Here is an 18,314-nt window from a genome sequence, read left to right on the forward strand (position 1 = left end):
AGCTAGATCATATTAATCCACAGGTGGATTCGTGAGCCTCTTTCAAAACATCGTGATTATCTTATTACTCATCGCGGGGGCCGGTTTTTTATCATTAACAGAAATCGCGCTTGCAGGTGCTCGTAAGGTCAAATTAAAAATTTTGGCTGAATCGGGAGATATTCGCGCTCAAAAAGTTTTAGATTTACAAGAAAATTCTGCTGACTTTTTTGCAGCTTCCCAAATCGGCTTAAACGCTGTTGCCATTTTAGGCGGTATTTTAGGTGAAGGCGCCTTCCGCCCTTATATCATCAATTTACTTTCCAGATTTTATCAAGGTCCCTGGACTGAAACGATTGCGTTCAGCTTGTCCTTCACTGCAGTTACTTCATTATTTATTCTGTTTGCGGACTTGATGCCAAAACGTCTGGCCATGATCGCTCCAGAAAAAATTTCTGTCTCGGTGATTAATCCGATTCAGGTATTTATCAAAATCTGTAAACCATTGGCCTGGTTCATCAATGCCATTGCGAACCTGTTATTCCGTTTATTTAAAGTGAATACCATTCGAGATGACAATATTACCTTTGCTGATATTTCTGCGGTAATGGATGCGGGTGCTCAGGCAGGGGTGTTACAGAAACAGGAACATCACTTTATTGAGAACGTGTTTGAGCTTGAAGAACGTAATGTTCCTTCCAGTATGACCACTCGTGAAAATGTGGTGTTCTTTACCTTGAAAGAATCTGAAGCCAGTATTCGCCAGAAATTGGCTGAATTTCCTTACTCCAAGTTCCTGGTCTGTAATGAAAATATCGATGATGTGATTGGATATGTCGACTCCAAAGATATTCTGGTTCGTATTCTGAATAATCAGTCTTTACTTCAGTTGAATGAAAATACCATCCGTACGGTTCTGACCATTCCAGATACACTGACTCTATCTGAATTACTGGATCGCTTCCGTTCAACCAAGGAAAAGTTTGCAGTCGTTATTAATGAATATGCCTTGGTCGTAGGTGTCATTACCCTTTCCGACATCATGATTACCGTGATGGGCGACTGGGTTACTCCCTTGGAAGAAGACCAGCAGATCATTAAGCGTGACAGCAATTCATGGCTGATTGATGGCAGTACGCCTATTGAAGACATCAAACATGCGCTGGAAATTGATGAAATGCCGGATGAAGAGAATTATGAAACTCTGGCTGGTTTTATGATGTTCAAGCTGCGTAAAATTCCACGTCCAGCAGATATTGTGCTACATGCGGGTTATAAGTTTGAAGTTGTCGATGTTGATCATTTCAAGATTGACCAGTTACTGGTTACACGTATGCTAGAAGTGAAAAAGCCACCGACAGAAGAATCAGAATAATCTGGTTCTTCTTCAATTTTTTTAAAATTCCAAAAACAATAATAATGAGACTTTTATGAATATTGCTGCGCTACTCGCCTGTCTGAGTTTTTATTCGGCCTTATATTTAATCTATTTCTTCTTTATGCAAGATCAACAGCCTATATTTCTGATCCTAGCAATTGTACTCATTTTACTTTCAATCTGGCTGACTCCCTATCCTTATGAGCGGCATCGGCAAGGATTTGATTCGACTTTAAGAATAGGTAAATATTTTTATTATCCACTCATCACCTGGTGGCGGCTGTTTATCCTTCCTGTACGCTGGCTGCTTTCCCTATTTTATTCTCATTAAAAAAGCACCCGAAGGTGCTTTTTTACATTCAATTCAATTTAGATTTTTGATAAAAGTGCTTTAAGGACTGCCTGATAATGGATCTGGATATCTTCCTGCAAGATTTTGTAGGCATTATCAAATTGCACCATTGGCCAGCCTTCTTTCCAGAATGGGAAAATATTATGCAGGTCATGAGTGACGACTGCATCTTCACGCAGAATGGCCTGCGCAATCTGCGCCAGTACAAAGGCAGTTTCCGCGCCATCAATCGCCAGGTAATCAATACCACGGGCTTTTAAAATACGGATACGGTCTTTCTTATAACGGATTTTTTTGATTTGCGCTTCATTCAGATTCAGGGCCAGAGAAACTGCTTCAACAAATTTTTCTTCAAATGACTGATTCAATACAACCAGCGCCTGTTTATGCGCTTCCTGACGACCCGCTTTACCACCCTGACGAATGACTTCTTTTGCTTCCGTATCTAGCTCATCATTCTTCATGGTTTGAAGGATGTCTAAAATTTCGATGTCGCTTAGCGTCGCAGGAGATTGATCAGTCATAAACTGTCCCTAAAAAATAAATATGCAATGGACTATTTTCGCATAAATCCTTACTAAAAAATTAAAATCTTTAGCTTCAACTCTAATAATTGCAAAATCCGGATCATCTCTATCATTCTGGCGTAAATTGGCTATAGTAGGCGGCAAGTTTCTGATTTACTTCTTTATTATGCAAACCAAACAGATTGATCTTTTATTGCAGCAACTTAAACTGCTTTATCCGGCTGCCTTTAAAAGAAATTATCTGTTTTATGGTCAGATCAAAACTAAAGGTATTTTAAGTGATCTCAAGGAACTGATTCCCTGGGTGCTGGCTGCCATGATCTTTGTACCGATTAGCCTGGCTCTCAAAGATGTTTATTCCTCTAAGCTGTCAACTGCCCAAAACTTTCAGGCGCAAAGTTATGCGATTCTGACTATTCTGTTATTTCTGATGCTGGTGGTTCCACTGGTGATCAAGCAGATCCGGCACTCTTCCCATTCCCTCTATCAGTTTTTAAGACATACACCGATTAAACTCACTGTAGTCATTGTACTGGAAGCGCTGAATCTGGTTTTTCTACAAAGCAGTACGGTCATGTGGATTCTATTCTTTTTCGGGATCAGTTTTGGTTTTGTACGGTTCTATAAAGAAAATATGTTCCGCCCTACTACTAATACAACTGAACAATATCAACTGCAGCAGTTACGCCGCATCTGTTTCTGGGCTTATCAACAAACCTGGAAACTGCGTCTGAAATTATTTTTTCATTCCAAGCCGACCTCCCCAAATGAAGAATTGAAAAATCAGCTTCAGCACTATGCGGATTTGCATACCCGTTTGTTTAAACTGGAACATGAGCAGTGCAAGAAGATTAAATACATCGATATCGATACTTATCTGGATGAGCACCTGTGAAAAGTTTTTTTAAACACGTCCTGAAATAGAAAATTACATGACTTCTCACGCTTATTATCCAGCACTATGGAATTAATTTTTAAATTTAAGCTACTGAATTGCTTTAAAATAAAGCAAACATATTGAAATTTACTTGCCAAGCTTTATTTCGTCCTCTATTATTGCGCACATGCCCGAGTGGTGAAATCGGTAGACACAGGGGATTTAAAATCCCCCGCCCACAAAGCGTGCCAGTTCGAGTCTGGCCTCGGGCACCATTTTAATTCTGATTAGAATGGTGCAATGAAAAATCTCCAGCATTCAGCTGGTTTTTTTATGCGTGATTATCACCAATAGAATGTGCCCTCCCCATGTCTGCATCCCGTTCTTTTGATCTAGCCAGATTGCAATTACGCCATCCTGATGCATTCTTTTGTAGCCTCAGCTATGGCCGTTATAAATATTTGAACCAGACCACTGATCTATATCTGTATTTACGTATCGGTATTCTGGTCATGATCACAGGTTTTTGCTGCCTGTGCTTTTCGCTGCCGTTTTATCCTGACTTTGTCACTTCAAAATATCAGGCGCTCAGTGCAGGTACCATTGTCATGATTGGCATGCTTTATCCTTATATCTGGCGTGCCCAGTTTCAGGCGAAATACAGTTCTGCCCGCTATGCCAAGCGTTTGCAACTCTGCCTGTATATGCAAACCCTGATTGCGATTCTGTCATTTATAAATTATCAGTATTTTCACTCAGCATTTGTTACCTTGCCTTGCTTGGCCCTGCTTGCTTTCAGTAGCCTTGTACCAGTTTTAGTCGAGCCTTGTTTTAGAGTTTCGACTCGCAGCACCCTTCTGGTACGTTTGCAGAAAATCCGTCAACTGGCTTACTGGTCTTATCAGCAGTCGCAAAGCAAAGAGCCGGAACCAGTGCCTTATCACAAAGATTTAAAACAGTATTATCTGGATTTACATCATAGCTGCATGCTGGAAGAACAGAAACTATTAGATGAAATTCATTATAAAAATTTAAAAGACGTATTTTCAGATCATTAAAAAAAAGCCCTGTTTAACAGGGCTTTTTTTACCATTCGCGGTTAACGACCAGTTCTTCCATTTCAATATCAAACAGACCCTGTTCTTGCACGACCATCATCATGGCCTCGGCAATATAGTCTGCGGCAGTATTATCCAGAGAAGAGTCCAGATCTTCAAACTGCGGCTTCATGGCATTGATGTCTGCCACAGTCTCATGCGCTAGCTGGTACACGTCCTGATCTGATAAACTGGATTTAGATACTTTAGAAGCAAAGCGTTCGATGTGTTGCTTGATTTCTGCAACCAGAATATCGGGATAATATTCATCATCGAACATGGGGAGAAGTAAATCTGCAAACATTACAGGCACTCTAAAAGATGACAATCTAACTTAAGCGTGCCTGTATAGCACATTGCTGTTTAAAAGCCAAACAGCTTGTGCCCTTAGATGTCTTTCAGCCCAGATTTAGGCATTTTGCATAGCTTTCCAGATTTTTATGGCGTCTGCTGTTGCCTTGACATCATGTGCACGAACCATACAGGCACCTTGCTGAATGCTCAGCAAATGCGCCGCAGCCGAACCTACTGCACGTGCTTGAGGTTCTGCACCATCTAGTGCAGCACCAATAAAACGTTTGCGGGATAAGGCAGAAAGAACTGGATAGCCCATTTCAGTCAGTTTATAAAATTCCTGAAGCAATTTAAGATTTTGCTGGGCATTTTTGGCAAAACCAAAACCAGGATCAATCATGATATTTTCAGCTTTAACGCCGATATCTAAAGCATCTTGAACCCGTTGTGTCAGTTCCCGAATCACATCCTGAGTCACATCATCATACTGATCCAGATTATTCATCGTAGTCGGCTCACCACGCATATGCATGATGATCACCGGAATATTCAGTTCTGCTGCCGTTTCTAACGCTTGTGGACGAGTGAGCGCGCGTACATCATTCCAGATATGTGCACCAGCCTTGACGGCTGCTTTGATGACTTCCGGCTGTGAGGTATCAATCGAGATGATCACATCATGTTTAGATAGTTCTTCTACAACTGGAACCACACGACGAAGTTCTTCTTCAACGTCCACGACTGATGCACCCGGACGTGTAGATTCCCCCCCGATATCAATCACAGTGGCACCATCAGCGATCATTTCCAAGGCTTTTACTACTGCCTGATCTTTCTGATTATGTAGCCCTCCATCGCTAAAGGAATCCGGAGTCACATTTAAAATTCCCATCACATGCGGCTGAGACAAATCCAGTTTCAAATGACCGAAAGTCCAGATCTGTGGTAGTAATGGCTTCAGCTGCATGGTTCACTCCTAGTTCACAATAACCCCGGTATTGTCTTATGGAAAGGTCAATAAAGCAAAGCTCAATCTAATCAAGGCTTAGATTTCAAAGTGGTTCTTATTGGAATATTGCATCAGCTTGGCTTGCAGTAACGCTTTTACATCAACCCATTCGCTTTTTAAAATACTATAGATATAACTATCTCTGAGTGTCACGCCATCTTTACGCAGCATATGACATCTAATGCTGCCATCCTGTTTGGCACCCAGAGCTTCAATAGCTTTTTGACTTTTGAGATTCAGATGATCAGTCCGAAAGCCTACCACTTGAGCATTCAGCTCTTCAAATGCATGCTGCAACAAAAGATATTTACAGACCCGGTTTACATAGGTTCGTTGATAAGGTTTGGCATACCAGGTAAAGCCAATTTCAACGCGTGGAATTTCTGGCTTGATATCATGATAACTGGTGGTGCCAATGGCGCGGCCCGAATTCAAATCAATCACGGCAAAAGCCATTCTTTCACCTTTGGACTGCTGTTCAAAAGCTTGGATAAAGTAGTGTTTAAGTTTATGTAGGTAAGGCACCGAGTTATATAACACTTCCCCTAAGTCCCCTTCGGCACATGCAGTTTCTAAGTCTGCAAAATGTTCCCAGCTCAGTGGCTCCAAACGTAGCTGATAAATATCGGATTCCAGAACAGGTAAATTCATTCTTATTTTTACTCATTGATTTTTATGAGTTGACTATAGCATTCAACTAGATATGACAAAATAATAGCCATAAAAAAACCACCCGAAGGTGGTTTTAATTGTTAACTTAGTTCGCTGGTAATGGCGGAGGAGTCATTGGACCATCAGTCGGTGTTACATCAATCACTGGATTATCTGAAACATAAACTTTAGGTGGTTTTGGCTCACGACCTTCCATAATGTCACGAATCTGTTCACGATCAATTGTTTCCCACTCAAGTAGCGCTTCCACCATGGCATGGGCAATATCTTTGTTATTTTCAAGGATATCGCGTGCAACCTTGTATTGCTCATCGATGATGCGACGAACTTCCGCATCTACCTGTTGTTGGGTGGCCTCAGAAATCGTACGGGTACCAATGCTACCCATAAATGACTGTTGAGAGTCATCTTCATAGACCATGACGCCTAACTTGTCCGACATACCATATTTGGTCACCATTGCACGTGCCATTTTAGTTGCACGTTCAAAGTCATTCGAAGCACCAGTCGACATCTGGTTAATAAATACTTCTTCTGCGATACGACCACCAAACAGGATTGAAAGTTCATTCAACATCTTGTCTTTATAATGGCTAGTCTGGTCAAACTCAGGCAACTGCCAGGTGACACCCAATGCCCAGCCACGCGGCATGATGGTGACTTTATGCACAGGATCTGTACCTGGAAGCATTTCTGCCACAATCGCATGACCTGCTTCATGGTAAGCCGTAGCACGACGCTCTTCTTCACGAAGTACCATCGATTTACGTTCAGGGCCCATGTACAGTTTGTCTTTCGCATCTTCAAAGTCATGCATATCGACGGTGTTCTTGTTACGACGTGCAGCAAATAATGCCGCTTCGTTTACAAGGTTGGCCAACTGTGCACCTGAGAAGCCTGGTGTACCACGAGCAAGCACTTTGACATCTACACCCGTAGTAGAAGGCAATTTCTTCAAATGTACATTCAGGATTTGCTCACGACCTTTAATATCTGGCAGACCTACCATGACTTGACGGTCGAAACGGCCTGGACGAAGTAAAGCTTTATCCAGTACATCAGCACGGTTAGTTGCAGCGATCACGATAATGCCTTCATTGCCTTCAAAACCGTCCATCTCTACCAGCATCTGGTTCAGAGTCTGTTCACGTTCATCATGACCGCCACCTGTACCTGAACCACGATGACGACCGACTGCATCAATCTCATCAATGAAGATGATACATGGTGCATGGCGTTTTGCCTGTTCGAACATGTCACGTACACGAGATGCACCGACACCGACAAACATTTCAACGAAGTCAGAACCTGAGATACTAAAGAATGGAACTTTTGCTTCACCTGCAATGGCTTTAGCCAGCAGGGTTTTACCTGTACCTGGAGGACCCACCATCAGGACGCCTTTAGGAATAGTCGCACCCAGACGTTTGAATTTTGCAGGATCTTTCAGGAAGTCAACGATTTCGACCACTTCCTGTTTTGCTTCATCACAACCCGCCACATCAGTAAATGTTACTTTGATCTGGTCTTCAGATAGCATTTTCGCTTTAGATTTACCAAAGCTCATTGGGCCATTCTTGCCGCCTGCACCGCCACCCATGTTGCGCATAAAGAACATGAATAACAAAATGATTAGAAGCACAGGGAAACTTGCAATCAGCAATTGCATGAGCAAGCCTTGACGTTGAGGCGCTTCACCTTCAACGACTACATTATTTTTAATCAGGCTTGGCATCAGTTCTGGGTCTTGAACTGCCGGGCGAATGCTTTCAAACTCTGAACCGTTTGATTTTTCACCGCGAATTCTTTCGCCATCAATTGTAACTTGTTTAATTTGGCCAGCATTGACCGCGGCAACAAACTCCGAATAGTTCATTGTAGTCGGTTGATTGCGGTCACTGACGTTGCTGAAGATTAACACCAGCACACCCAGTATCACGAGCCACAATACGGCATTCTTAAAAAGATCGCTCAAAGCTTTATTTCCCATTCCAATCTAATTTGATCATGCCCTCGAAGGGTGACCTTAATCAATAAGCTGCAAATCAATAAGCTGCAAATCAATTTGCAATAATGTAAAAACCTACAAAATGCACAATTTTTAACGTGTTGGCAAGTAAACTTTATTTCAAAGCCTTCTTGCGTCCCTGTCCGACCAAAAACACTTCTTTCGAACGGGCACGTGATGCAGCAGGTTTAATCGTCTTCAATACATCAAAACTGTTAACGACTTCTTTACGAAATTCATCAAAACCTGAACCCTGGAATACTTTCACTACAAACTGTCCTTTCGGACCGAGTACCTTGTTGGCAAAATCCAGAGCAAGTTCACATAAATAAATCTGACGTGGTTGATCTACAGCTCTATTACCTGATGTATTGGGGGCCATATCTGAAATTACAACGTCTACTGTGCGTCCGTTTAAAATATTTAACAATTTATCGAATACTTCTTGTTCACGGAAATCGCCCTGCAAGAAAGTCACATCAGGTAGCGCATCCATTTCTAAGATGTCTGATGCAATCACCAGACCTTTATCACCGACCAGTTTTCCGGCAATCTGGGACCAGCTTCCTGGGGCAGCACCTAAGTCCACTACAGTCATGCCGGGTTTGATAATGCCGTATTTTTCCTGAATTTCTAGCAACTTGTACGCAGCACGGGCACGATAACCTTCTTTTTGTGCTTTTTTCACATAAAAGTCATCAAGATGCTCTCTCATCCACGCACGACTACTTTTAGATAACTTTTGGTTGGTAATGCGTGTTGCCATAACTCTCTAAATAAAAAAAACTTCTAATGATTCATTGTACGTGAAAAACACATTTTTTGCAGTATACATGTGTATCTAAATCTGAGTATTCCGGTGTGATTTGCGATTATTTACAAGTGATTATTTCCTGAGAATTTACAGCGTTTGTTTTTCGCTTTTGCTATACTAAGCCGTTTTAAAAATTAGGTTATCTCTCATGGCGTCTTTATCTATTCAGGAACGTAAGCGTTTACGTCAAATTGGACATGCATTAAACCCGGTTGTAATGCTTGGTGACAAAGGCTTAACTGAATCTGTAGTTGAAGAGCTAAATCGTGCCCTTAATGATCACGAACTCATTAAAGTAAAAGTGGTGGCTGAAGACCGTGAAGCACGTGCAGCACTCATTGCTGAACTTTCAGAAACTACAGGTGCTGAAGTGGTACAAACTATTGGTAAAATTGCGCTGCTTTACAAGAAAGCTCCAAAGCAAAACCAGAAGTTATCCAATCTTGTCCGTTTTGCCCATCTTTCTAACTAAGTACAGGATTTATGGCCAGTTACGAACTCAGCGCATTTGATCGCCGTTTTCAGGCAATCTCATTGGTCGGTGCCATCGAACAGCAAAATCCATGCAGCTTGAATGTCGGATTTTGGTTGCGCGATCCCAACCAGTACGTGCTGTGGCCAGAAATGGTTACTGCACATCCCCGTCGTGATTTTTTGTGGGAACAGACCTGCTTTGAAATCTTTATCGGGGTTCAGGGTGAAGATTATTATCGCGAAATCAATCTCTCCCCTTCTCAGGCCTGGCAAGCCTATCAGTTTGAGGAATATCGCTATCCGGAAGATATGCCGCCACCTGCTGCATACGATATCGAACTGAATCAGCTTAAACGCACCCATTATGGCCTTAATGTCAGTCTGGATCTGACCGAGTTTATGGTTGAGCACAAACTTAAATGGGCAGACCTGTTTATTGGTCTGACAGCAGTATTAAAAACCTCACAAGGTGATCAATACTTTGCAATGCAGCACAGCAGTCCAGAAGCAGACTTCCACAATAAACGGGATTGGCTGCATGTCTTTTAATGCAGATTAAAAGCATTTACTGGATAAAAAAGATATTAAAAAACGTGAGCATTAAAGTCTCACGTTTTTTTATGGGCTTTTCCGGCTCATCCGTTCAAAGCTCGCTGTTATAGCTTGAGGAAAATATTTACCTGTATTTTCATTACATGGATTCAGGTCAAAATTAAATTGATACAACTAGCCTGCTCTCTATACTTAGGGTTGGCTACTTTAATAATAATTTAAACGATATTTAAGCTGATAGACTAAGAGTTCGTTTTAATTGTTTTCGACATTTTAGTGATGTAAGCGGTAATTGTCCTGCACTGATTTTACCGCGGCATAAAAAATTATAGTTAACGTGAAGATGATCAGGATAATCGTTCCAAAAGTTAGTCCAAAGAATCCCAAGCATAACATCATCACACCCAGATAAAGTGCACGCATCAACCAACTTTCCAGATTAAGCATCATAATCAGCGTCAGTAAACCAAGTACACCTGCAAAATAATGCTGCTGCATCGTGACCCCCTTTCATTATTATTGTGAGTCCGTTTGCCTCAAAAAGACAAAGGAGAACATATCTAGTTCTCCTTTCATGCAATTTTAGTCAGCGTATTCCCTTAACTCTTCAGCTCAAGGCTTTTTTCTGAACTTTCAGCTTTTACCATGGGTTTGACCTTTTTCAGGACTTCAATGGTGCTGTCTTTTGAGCGCTTGAATGTACCAGTCAGATGCTCTTTATGTTTGGTCGAGATCTGGCTGACATCTTCTTTCAGTTCTTTACCCATATTGGATAAGTCTTCAATCACTGCGGTAAATTCGGTTTTGATAAAACTGGTTAATTCAGTCAGTTCTTTTTGCGAACCAAAAAACTGCTCTTTCAGAGTATCGATCCGTTGTAACAGATCCTGTTTTAACTGGCGTAACTGTTCCTGCACAGTATCACCCAGCTGTTTCGCTTCGACTTCAAGTTTCTCTTTGCTTTCTTCGATAGTTTCTACCACCTGTTCTTTGGCCTCAGCTGCTACTTTTTCAAGCTGTTCAGTCGTTTCTGAAACCACGGTATTGATCTTTTTCTTGGATTGGGAAGATTTCGCTGCTGTAGTCATGTGTCTTATTCCTATAATTATATTACGACTCATCCATATTAGTAGTTTTGATAAAAATTAAGATTTGATTTGTTAGACAATTCTTAATTGCTTACATTTTTTTACGTTGTTCGTAAAACAGACTTTCAAGCAAAAAGCAAGCCATTTATCTCATACTTTTGCTGCAAAGCTATTGGACTTGGGGGGTGGTTCTGCGTATAATGCCGTGTTAAGTTCAAGCGAGCAGACATAGGAGGGTAGGTTTAAAAATTAACCTTCCTTTTTTTTCGTCTACTCGCTTTTTTACAGCCTAAATTTCAGGAGCTTTGGTTTGAGCACCCCAGCAATTTTAGCCCTTGCCGACGGAACTATCTTTAAAGGTACTTCAATTGGCGCATCGGGTTGTACGACTGGTGAAGTCGTTTTCAACACTGCCATGACTGGCTATCAAGAAATTTTGACTGATCCTAGTTATGCACAGCAGCTTGTAACGCTGACTTACCCACATATCGGTAACACAGGTTGCAACGAAGAAGACGCTGAATCAGGTCGTATTCATAAAGTATGGGCAAACGGTTTAATTATCCGCGACCTTCCTTTACTACATAGTAACTTCCGTGCGAATCAATCACTTGGTGATTATTTAAAACAGCACAATGTAGTTGCCATTGCTGACATCGACACGCGACGATTAACTCGAATTTTGCGTGATAAAGGTGCACAAAACGGTTGTATCCTTGCGGGTGAAAACATCACTGAAGAAGAAGCAGTCGAAAAAGCACGTGCATTCGGTGGTTTAAGTGGTTTAGACCTTGCGAAAGAATGCTGTGATCCGAGCGGTTTCGAATGGACTGAAGGCTCATGGGCACTTGGCAAAGGCTTTACTCAACCTGAACTTAAATTCCATGTGGTTGCATACGACTACGGTGTCAAAACCAACATCTTGCGTATGCTCGCAGACCGCGGCTGTAAATTGACTGTGGTGCCTGCACAAACTCCTGCTGAAAAAGTACTTGCGTTAAATCCAGATGGCGTATTCCTGTCAAATGGTCCTGGCGATCCAGCTGCATGTGACTACGCAATTGAAGCTGTAAAAACAATTGTTGAAACAACTGAAATTCCAGTATTTGGTATCTGCTTGGGTCACCAGATTCTTGCTCTTGCATCGGGTGCTAAAACGGTAAAAATGCCGCACGGTCACCATGGCGCTAACCATCCTGTACAGAACATCGAAACTGGTACAGTGATGATTACTTCTCAAAACCACGGCTTCGCAGTGGATGAAAGCACCTTGCCTGCGGTATTGCGTGTGACTCATCGCTCACTGTTTGATGGTACAAACCAAGGTATCCATCGTACAGACAAACCTGCGTTCAGCTTCCAGGGTCACCCTGAAGCAAGCCCTGGTCCACATGACTGCGCACCATTGTTCGATCATTTCATCGAACTTATCGAAGCATCTAAGAAGTAACTAAGGAAGCATCATGGCTAAACGTACTGACATTAAAAGCATCTTGATCATTGGTGCTGGTCCGATCGTCATCGGTCAAGCATGTGAGTTTGACTACTCAGGTGCTCAAGCATGTAAAGCGCTTCGTGAAGAAGGCTACCGCGTTATTCTGGTGAACTCTAACCCAGCCACCATTATGACCGACCCTGCAATGGCAGATGCGACGTATATCGAACCGATTACCTGGCAGACTGTTGCAGCAATCATTGAAAAAGAACGTCCAGATGCTGTCCTTCCAACGATGGGTGGCCAGACTGCACTGAACTGTGCCCTTGCACTGGATGCCAACGGTATTCTTGAAAAATACAACGTTGAGCTGATCGGCGCGACCAAAGAAGCGATCGAAAAAGCAGAAGACCGTAAACTGTTTGACGAAGCAATGCGTAAAATTGGTCTCGAGTGTCCAAAAGCGGCTATTGCTGAATCTATGGAAGAAGCACTTGAGATTCAAGCGCGCTTCGGCTTCCCTGTGATTATCCGTCCATCATTCACTATGGGTGGTTCAGGCGGTGGTATTGCTTACAACCGTGAAGAATTCCTGGAAATCTGTGAACGCGGTTTCGACCTCTCTCCTACTCACCAGTTATTGATCGATGAATCATTGATTGGCTGGAAAGAATACGAAATGGAAGTTGTTCGTGACAAAAACGACAACTGTATCATTGTATGTACCATTGAAAACTTCGACCCAATGGGCGTGCACACAGGTGACTCGATCACTGTTGCGCCTGCGCAAACGCTTACAGATAAAGAATTCCAGTTACTACGTAACGCTTCTCTAGCTGTACTTCGTGAAATTGGTGTAGAAACAGGTGGTTCTAACGTTCAGTTCGGTATTAACCCGAAAGACGGCCGTATGGTTGTGATCGAGATGAACCCGCGTGTTTCTCGTTCATCTGCTCTTGCATCTAAAGCAACAGGTTTCCCGATTGCGAAAATCGCAGCGAAACTGGCTGTGGGTTATACGCTTGATGAGTTGAAAAACGACATCACTGGCGGTACAACACCTGCATCATTCGAACCTGCAATCGACTACGTTGTAACCAAAATTCCTCGTTTCAACTTTGAAAAATTCCCACAAGCTGATGCAACTTTGACAACACAGATGAAATCTGTGGGTGAAGTGATGGCCATTGGTCGTAACTTCCAGGAGTCTATGCAAAAAGCGCTTCGTGGTCTTGAAGTGGGCGCTTCTGGTTTTGACGAAAAAATTGAAGTGGGTGCTGAAGGCGCGCGCGACAAAATCTTGCAAGAGCTTAAAGTGCCAGGTCCTGAGCGTATTTGGTACGTGGGCGACGCATTCCGTCACGGCTTTACTTTAGACGAAGTATTCGCTGCAACGAACATTGACCGCTGGTTCTTGATTCAAATCGAAGACATCATCAAAACTGAAAACCAGATCAAAACTTTAGGTTTTGGCGACTTGAACGCAGACAACATCCGTGCATTCAAACGTAAAGGCTTATCAGATCTTCGCATTGCGGACTTGATGGGCATTTCACAAAAACAATTCCGTAAACACCGTTGGAACCTGGGCGTCACTCCAGTCTACAAACGTGTGGATACATGTGCTGCAGAATTCGAATCTGATACTGCTTATATGTACTCAACTTATGATGAAGAGTGTGAATCTAATCCGTCTAACCGCGACAAGATCATTGTGATTGGTGGCGGCCCTAACCGTATCGGTCAAGGGATCGAATTCGATTACTGCTGTGTACACGCTGCCCTTGCAATGCGTGAAGACGGCTATGAAACCATCATGGTGAACTGTAACCCTGAAACTGTTTCTACGGATTACGACACATCTGACCGTTTGTACTTCGAACCAATTACACTTGAAGACGTTCTTGAAATCGTACGTATCGAGAAGCCAAAAGGCATTATCGTACAGTACGGTGGTCAAACACCTTTGAAACTGGCTCGTGCTTTAGAAGAAGCGGGTGCGCCAATCATTGGTACATCTCCTGATGCGATTGACCGCGCAGAAGACCGTGAACGTTTCCAGCAAATGATTCAACGTCTGCAACTTCGTCAACCAAATAACAGCATCGTAAAATCTGCTGAAGAAGGTATGGCTGAAGCATCTAAAGTAGGCTATCCACTTGTTGTACGTCCTTCTTACGTCCTTGGTGGTCGTGCGATGGAAATCGTGTACAACGACGAAGAACTCAAACGTTACTTACGTGATGCGGTTCAAGCATCAAACGAAGCACCTGTTCTGCTTGACCGCTTCCTGGATGATGCAATTGAAGTTGACGTAGACTGCGTATCTGACGGTAAAGACGTAGTAATTGGCGGCATCATGCAGCACATTGAACAAGCAGGTATTCACTCAGGTGACTCAGCATGTTCGATTCCTCCTTATTCTTTGTCTAAAGAGATTCAGGACGAAATGCGTCGTCAGACAATTGCAATGGCAAAAGAACTTGGCGTAATCGGTTTGATGAACGTTCAGTTTGCAGTTAAAGGCAAAGACGTTTACATCCTGGAAGTGAACCCACGTGCATCACGTACTGTGCCGTTCGTTTCTAAGTGTATCGGCGAATCTTTAGCGAAAGTGGCTGCACGTTGTATGGCGGGTCAATCTCTAGAATCTCAAGGATTCACTTCAGAGATTATCCCTGAACACTTCTCTGTAAAAGAAGCAGTGTTCCCATTCAACAAATTCCCTGGTGTTGATCCGATCCTTGGCCCTGAGATGAAATCGACTGGCGAAGTGATGGGAGTTGGTAAAACATTCGGTGAAGCATTTTATAAAGCTGTTCTAGGTGCGAACGAACGTCTACCTGGTCTTCCGACAGAAGGTGAAGTGAAACACGCATTTATTTCTGTACGTGACTCAGATAAACCTCGTGCAGCAGGCATTGCGAAACAATTGATTGACCTAGGCTTCAAGATTCTTGCAACTGATGGTACATTTAAAGTGATTAGCGAAGCTGGTCTTGAATGTGAACGCGTAAACAAAGTAACTGAAGGTCGTCCAAACATTGTGGACCGTATTAAAAACGGCGAAATCCACCTTGTAATCAATACGACTGAAGGTAAAAAAGCGCAGGAAGATTCATTCTCGATCCGTCGTTCAGCGCTACAAGGTAAAGTGTATAACACAACTACCTTGAATGGTGCTGATGCTGTATGCCAAGCTTTAGCAATTAAATTGCCAATGGATGTATATCGTTTGCAAGATTTAACAGTAGGTTAATTCGTTACTGAGAAGTCCCGTCACCTTCTCGGTGGCGGGCTTTTTTTCATTTATAGACTTTCATTTTTATTACTGAGGGACAACTATGCAACGTTATCCTATGACTCCCGAAGGCAAACTTGCCTTAGAGAAAGAATTACACCAACTGAAAACTGTGGATCGTCCACGTATTACTGCAGCGATTGCAGAGGCACGTGAGCATGGGGATTTAAAAGAAAACGCGGAATATCATGCTGCGCGTGAGCAGCAAGGTTTCTGTGAAGGCCGTATTCAGGACATCGAAGGTAAACTGGGCGCTTGCCAGGTGATTGATGTTAAAGAACTGGAGCAAAATGGTCGTGTAGTTTTTGGTGTCACTGTGACTATTGAGAATCTGGACACTGAAGAGCGCAAAACTTACAAAATCGTGGGCGATGACGAAGCAGACTTTAAGATTAACAAGATCTCTGTGAACTCTCCGATTGCGCGTGGCCTGCTGGGTAAAAACGAAGGCGACGATGTGAAAATCGTAACTCCACAAGGTGAAGTTGAATACGAAATCGTAAGCGTTGAATATATCTAATTTTTAAATAGATATTTTAGGCTGTAAGACCCCTCAGATGAGGGGTTTTTTTATTGAGTCTAGAAATTTCTATCGGCTTTATTTTAAGAAGCCAGACGCCAAGGCTTCAAATGCCTGTAAAGCCTGAGATAAGACCTGTGCAGGATCCTCACTTGAAGCAACCCATAGTGCTGCATTCATTGCTGCACCATTTAGCAAGACTGCCGCAGCAAGTGCATCAACTGGTTTCAATCTATCTTCAGCCAGTAACTGTTCTACACATTCACGTGTCGACTGCAGGCATTTACTTTGACTTGGCCAATGTGCGGGATCCCCTAATACTGCCGGACCATCACGTAGCACAATCTGTTGAAACTCAGCATTCAAAGCATTTTCAATATAAGTACGCCCTTCAAGCATCAATCCTTCCCATAGATCATTAGGCTGCTCCAGATGTTGCCCGGCATATTCAGCCATTTCTGAATCAATCTGATCGACCACGGCGGCAAACAAGCCTTTTTTATCTCCAAAATGATGGTATAGCGCACCCCGGGTCAGCCCTGCTTCTGCCGTGAGCTTATCCATTGAAGTATCCGCATAACCGTATTCAGCAAATGCACATCGTGCGACTTCTATGAGTTTTTTGCGGGTTTCCGCCATTTTTTGTTCACGTACAGACATATGTTGTTTCCACCAGCATTGTGAAAAATTTTAATTGACATACGCCTCGTATGTCAATTATTTTAACATACGAGGCGTATGTGAAGATTTGAATTGCTTCCTAAAATACGTATAAATTAAAATTGAGCGAGGATTATCATGACTAGAACTGCAATATTTCCCCAAGATCGCCATGCCCTGTATGAACAGCATGGTTATTCTGCTGCCATCAAATCAGAAGATTTATTATTTGTATCCGGTCAGGTTGGTAGCCGTGAAGATGGTAGTCCTGAACCTAACTTTGAGAAACAGGTAAAACGAGCCTTTGAAAACTTGGCTGCTACATTGGCTGCAGCTGGCTGTACTTTCGATGATATTGTCGATGTCACAACTTTTCATACTGATCTGGAACGGCAGTTCGAAAGCATCATGAAAGTGAAAAGTCGGATATTTACAGAGAAGCCTTATCCTAACTGGACAGCAGTAGGTGTCACGTGGTTAGCAGGTTTTGATTTTGAAATTAAAGTGATTGCTCGTATTCCTACAGCATCCACACCAGTCTAATCATTTGCGTTATTCGCAGTCGCTTGAGCGTCTTTTAGATATTATTCAGCAAGTTTAAACGCCGATTAGGTATAATTTCTTATTCACTATTTTTTGTATCCCCCTTATGGCTGAAAAGTTAATTAATTCTCCTGTGAATCACTGGTGTGAATTTGAGTTCATATCAAAAACGGTGAAGAATCCAAATATTCATATTAAGGGCAATTACAGTTATTACTCAGCCTATTGGGATCAAGGTTTTGAGCGTTGTGTGGTGCGTTATCTGCATGACAAGCCAGCCACACCAGAGAAACCGATTGACCAGCTTTATATCGGTAATTTTGTCTGCTTTGGTGCAGAATGCGTGATTATGATGGGTGGCAACCAGTTACACCGTACCGACTGGATTTCTGCGTTTCCATTCGATACACGCAGTTTTGTGCCTGCGGGTGATACTGTTATTGGTGATGGTTGCTGGATTGGCTCTCGTGCCATGATCATGCAAGGTGTAACGCTTGGCGAAGGTGCTGTGGTGGCAACAGGTGCTGTAGTAACGAAAGATGTGCCACCTTATGCTGTTGTCGGTGGCGTACCTGCGAAAATTATTAAATATCGTTTCCCTGAAGAAGATATAGAAAAACTGCTTTCACTTAAGCTCTATGACTTAGATGAAAAGCAGTTTTTAAAGATGCGTGAACAATTGCAGACGAATGATGTTGAATTATTGATAAAATTCATAAATAAAGTTTAAGAAA

20 protein-coding genes and 1 tRNA gene are annotated in these 18,314 nt (G+C 42.5%); 12 read left to right on the forward strand and 9 right to left on the reverse strand.

Annotated features, from left to right (window positions below):
* Positions 1 to 31: 31 nt before the first annotated feature.
* Complete coding sequence (locus B3J29_RS15040; protein WP_004784777.1) at positions 32 to 1,354, forward strand: hemolysin family protein; 1,323 nt, start codon at positions 32 to 34, stop codon at positions 1,352 to 1,354.
* Positions 1,355 to 1,409: 55 nt separating this feature from the next.
* On the forward strand, positions 1,410 to 1,688 hold the full coding sequence (locus tag B3J29_RS15045) for a hypothetical protein (protein ID WP_079280994.1): 279 nt from the start codon (positions 1,410 to 1,412) through the stop codon (positions 1,686 to 1,688).
* Between the two features lie 38 nt (positions 1,689 to 1,726).
* Here the strand turns inward: B3J29_RS15045 and B3J29_RS15050 are convergent, their stop codons facing one another.
* Complete coding sequence (locus B3J29_RS15050; protein WP_034170184.1) at positions 1,727 to 2,233, reverse strand: hypothetical protein; 507 nt, start codon at positions 2,231 to 2,233, stop codon at positions 1,727 to 1,729.
* A gap of 169 nt (positions 2,234 to 2,402) precedes the next feature.
* Here B3J29_RS15050 and B3J29_RS15055 point away from each other — a divergent pair, with 169 nt between their 5' ends.
* The 3 genes from B3J29_RS15055 (at position 2,403) to B3J29_RS15065 (ending at position 4,171) form a co-directional block, all read left to right on the forward strand.
* Positions 2,403 to 3,131: a hypothetical protein gene (locus B3J29_RS15055; protein ID WP_034170183.1), complete on the forward strand. Its 729-nt coding sequence runs from the start codon at positions 2,403 to 2,405 to the stop codon at positions 3,129 to 3,131.
* A gap of 171 nt (positions 3,132 to 3,302) precedes the next feature.
* A tRNA-Leu gene (locus B3J29_RS15060) sits at positions 3,303 to 3,388 on the forward strand.
* Positions 3,389 to 3,481: 93 nt separating this feature from the next.
* On the forward strand, positions 3,482 to 4,171 hold the full coding sequence (locus B3J29_RS15065; protein WP_104425872.1) for a hypothetical protein: 690 nt from the start codon (positions 3,482 to 3,484) through the stop codon (positions 4,169 to 4,171).
* 28 nt (positions 4,172 to 4,199) lie between these two features.
* Here the strand turns inward: B3J29_RS15065 and B3J29_RS15070 are convergent, their stop codons facing one another.
* The 5 genes from B3J29_RS15070 to rlmE form a co-directional block, all read right to left on the reverse strand.
* Positions 4,200 to 4,514, reverse strand: a complete 315-nt coding sequence (locus tag B3J29_RS15070; RefSeq protein ID WP_034170181.1) for a DUF5713 family protein — start codon at positions 4,512 to 4,514, stop codon at positions 4,200 to 4,202.
* Positions 4,515 to 4,619: 105 nt separating this feature from the next.
* A complete protein-coding gene (gene folP, locus B3J29_RS15075; protein WP_034170180.1) occupies positions 4,620 to 5,471 on the reverse strand; it encodes a dihydropteroate synthase in 852 nt (283 codons plus the stop codon).
* A 78-nt stretch (positions 5,472 to 5,549) separates the two neighbouring features.
* On the reverse strand, positions 5,550 to 6,164 hold the full coding sequence (locus tag B3J29_RS15080; protein WP_034701369.1) for a GNAT family N-acetyltransferase: 615 nt from the start codon (positions 6,162 to 6,164) through the stop codon (positions 5,550 to 5,552).
* 106 nt (positions 6,165 to 6,270) lie between these two features.
* The gene (gene ftsH / locus B3J29_RS15085) at positions 6,271 to 8,160 is read right to left on the reverse strand and encodes an ATP-dependent zinc metalloprotease FtsH (RefSeq protein ID WP_034701384.1); all 1,890 of its coding nucleotides are present in this window, start codon (positions 8,158 to 8,160) and stop codon (positions 6,271 to 6,273) included.
* A 148-nt stretch (positions 8,161 to 8,308) separates the two neighbouring features.
* Complete coding sequence (gene rlmE, locus B3J29_RS15090; protein ID WP_004784794.1) at positions 8,309 to 8,959, reverse strand: 23S rRNA (uridine(2552)-2'-O)-methyltransferase RlmE; 651 nt, start codon at positions 8,957 to 8,959, stop codon at positions 8,309 to 8,311.
* A gap of 196 nt (positions 8,960 to 9,155) precedes the next feature.
* Between rlmE and yhbY the strand changes: the two genes are divergently transcribed.
* Together yhbY and B3J29_RS15100 are read left to right on the forward strand one after the other, a co-directional pair.
* A complete protein-coding gene (gene yhbY / locus B3J29_RS15095) occupies positions 9,156 to 9,479 on the forward strand; it encodes a ribosome assembly RNA-binding protein YhbY (protein WP_004784797.1) in 324 nt (107 codons plus the stop codon).
* A gap of 11 nt (positions 9,480 to 9,490) precedes the next feature.
* Positions 9,491 to 10,030 (forward strand): DOMON-like domain-containing protein, encoded by a 540-nt coding sequence (locus B3J29_RS15100; protein WP_034170177.1) that lies wholly within the window; start codon positions 9,491 to 9,493, stop codon positions 10,028 to 10,030.
* A gap of 276 nt (positions 10,031 to 10,306) precedes the next feature.
* On the opposite strand, the gene B3J29_RS15105 is transcribed toward B3J29_RS15100, so the two are convergent.
* Together B3J29_RS15105 and B3J29_RS15110 are read right to left on the reverse strand one after the other, a co-directional pair.
* Positions 10,307 to 10,531, reverse strand: coding sequence for a hypothetical protein (locus B3J29_RS15105; RefSeq protein WP_004784802.1), 225 nt, complete (start codon positions 10,529 to 10,531; stop codon positions 10,307 to 10,309).
* Positions 10,532 to 10,632: 101 nt separating this feature from the next.
* Entirely contained in the window at positions 10,633 to 11,121 is a 489-nt protein-coding gene (locus B3J29_RS15110; protein WP_034170176.1) for a hypothetical protein, read from the reverse strand.
* A gap of 310 nt (positions 11,122 to 11,431) precedes the next feature.
* Between B3J29_RS15110 and carA the strand changes: the two genes are divergently transcribed.
* The 3 genes from carA to greA all read left to right on the forward strand — a co-directional run bounded on the left by carA (position 11,432) and on the right by greA (position 16,377).
* Positions 11,432 to 12,571: a glutamine-hydrolyzing carbamoyl-phosphate synthase small subunit gene (carA, locus tag B3J29_RS15115; protein ID WP_034170175.1), complete on the forward strand. Its 1,140-nt coding sequence runs from the start codon at positions 11,432 to 11,434 to the stop codon at positions 12,569 to 12,571.
* 13 nt (positions 12,572 to 12,584) lie between these two features.
* On the forward strand, positions 12,585 to 15,815 hold the full coding sequence (gene carB / locus B3J29_RS15120; RefSeq protein ID WP_034701372.1) for a carbamoyl-phosphate synthase large subunit: 3,231 nt from the start codon (positions 12,585 to 12,587) through the stop codon (positions 15,813 to 15,815).
* Between the two features lie 85 nt (positions 15,816 to 15,900).
* Positions 15,901 to 16,377: a transcription elongation factor GreA gene (greA, locus tag B3J29_RS15125; protein WP_005236827.1), complete on the forward strand. Its 477-nt coding sequence runs from the start codon at positions 15,901 to 15,903 to the stop codon at positions 16,375 to 16,377.
* Between the two features lie 78 nt (positions 16,378 to 16,455).
* On the opposite strand, the gene B3J29_RS15130 is transcribed toward greA, so the two are convergent.
* A complete protein-coding gene (locus tag B3J29_RS15130) occupies positions 16,456 to 17,037 on the reverse strand; it encodes a TetR/AcrR family transcriptional regulator (protein ID WP_034170173.1) in 582 nt (193 codons plus the stop codon).
* Positions 17,038 to 17,175: 138 nt separating this feature from the next.
* Between B3J29_RS15130 and B3J29_RS15135 the strand changes: the two genes are divergently transcribed.
* Together B3J29_RS15135 and B3J29_RS15140 are read left to right on the forward strand one after the other, a co-directional pair.
* On the forward strand, positions 17,176 to 17,580 hold the full coding sequence (locus B3J29_RS15135) for a RidA family protein (protein WP_034701376.1): 405 nt from the start codon (positions 17,176 to 17,178) through the stop codon (positions 17,578 to 17,580).
* 106 nt (positions 17,581 to 17,686) lie between these two features.
* Positions 17,687 to 18,310, forward strand: a complete 624-nt coding sequence (locus tag B3J29_RS15140; RefSeq protein ID WP_034170171.1) for a CatB-related O-acetyltransferase — start codon at positions 17,687 to 17,689, stop codon at positions 18,308 to 18,310.
* Positions 18,311 to 18,314: the final 4 nt, after the last annotated feature.

The organism is Acinetobacter sp. UBA5984, from assembly GCF_002429925.1.
Taxonomy (GTDB): domain Bacteria; phylum Pseudomonadota; class Gammaproteobacteria; order Pseudomonadales; family Moraxellaceae; genus Acinetobacter; species Acinetobacter variabilis.

Bases quoted from the DNA above. Each gene is read 5' to 3' on its own strand.
- B3J29_RS15045 (WP_079280994.1), top strand. From the start codon at position 1,410: ATGAATATTGCTGCGCTACTCGCCTGTCTGAGTTTTTATTCGGCCTTA.
- B3J29_RS15050 (WP_034170184.1), bottom strand. From the start codon at position 2,233: ATGACTGATCAATCTCCTGCGACGCTAAGCGACATCGAAATTTTAGAC.
- B3J29_RS15055 (WP_034170183.1), top strand. From the start codon at position 2,403: ATGCAAACCAAACAGATTGATCTTTTATTGCAGCAACTTAAACTGCTT.
- B3J29_RS15065 (WP_104425872.1), top strand. From the start codon at position 3,482: ATGTCTGCATCCCGTTCTTTTGATCTAGCCAGATTGCAATTACGCCAT.
- B3J29_RS15070 (WP_034170181.1), bottom strand. From the start codon at position 4,514: ATGTTTGCAGATTTACTTCTCCCCATGTTCGATGATGAATATTATCCC.
- folP (WP_034170180.1), bottom strand. From the start codon at position 5,471: ATGCAGCTGAAGCCATTACTACCACAGATCTGGACTTTCGGTCATTTG.
- B3J29_RS15080 (WP_034701369.1), bottom strand. From the start codon at position 6,164: ATGAATTTACCTGTTCTGGAATCCGATATTTATCAGCTACGTTTGGAG.
- rlmE (WP_004784794.1), bottom strand. From the start codon at position 8,959: ATGGCAACACGCATTACCAACCAAAAGTTATCTAAAAGTAGTCGTGCG.
- yhbY (WP_004784797.1), top strand. From the start codon at position 9,156: ATGGCGTCTTTATCTATTCAGGAACGTAAGCGTTTACGTCAAATTGGA.
- B3J29_RS15100 (WP_034170177.1), top strand. From the start codon at position 9,491: ATGGCCAGTTACGAACTCAGCGCATTTGATCGCCGTTTTCAGGCAATC.
- B3J29_RS15105 (WP_004784802.1), bottom strand. From the start codon at position 10,531: ATGCAGCAGCATTATTTTGCAGGTGTACTTGGTTTACTGACGCTGATT.
- B3J29_RS15110 (WP_034170176.1), bottom strand. From the start codon at position 11,121: ATGACTACAGCAGCGAAATCTTCCCAATCCAAGAAAAAGATCAATACC.
- carB (WP_034701372.1), top strand. From the start codon at position 12,585: ATGGCTAAACGTACTGACATTAAAAGCATCTTGATCATTGGTGCTGGT.
- greA (WP_005236827.1), top strand. From the start codon at position 15,901: ATGCAACGTTATCCTATGACTCCCGAAGGCAAACTTGCCTTAGAGAAA.
- B3J29_RS15130 (WP_034170173.1), bottom strand. From the start codon at position 17,037: ATGTCTGTACGTGAACAAAAAATGGCGGAAACCCGCAAAAAACTCATA.
- B3J29_RS15135 (WP_034701376.1), top strand. From the start codon at position 17,176: ATGACTAGAACTGCAATATTTCCCCAAGATCGCCATGCCCTGTATGAA.
- B3J29_RS15140 (WP_034170171.1), top strand. From the start codon at position 17,687: ATGGCTGAAAAGTTAATTAATTCTCCTGTGAATCACTGGTGTGAATTT.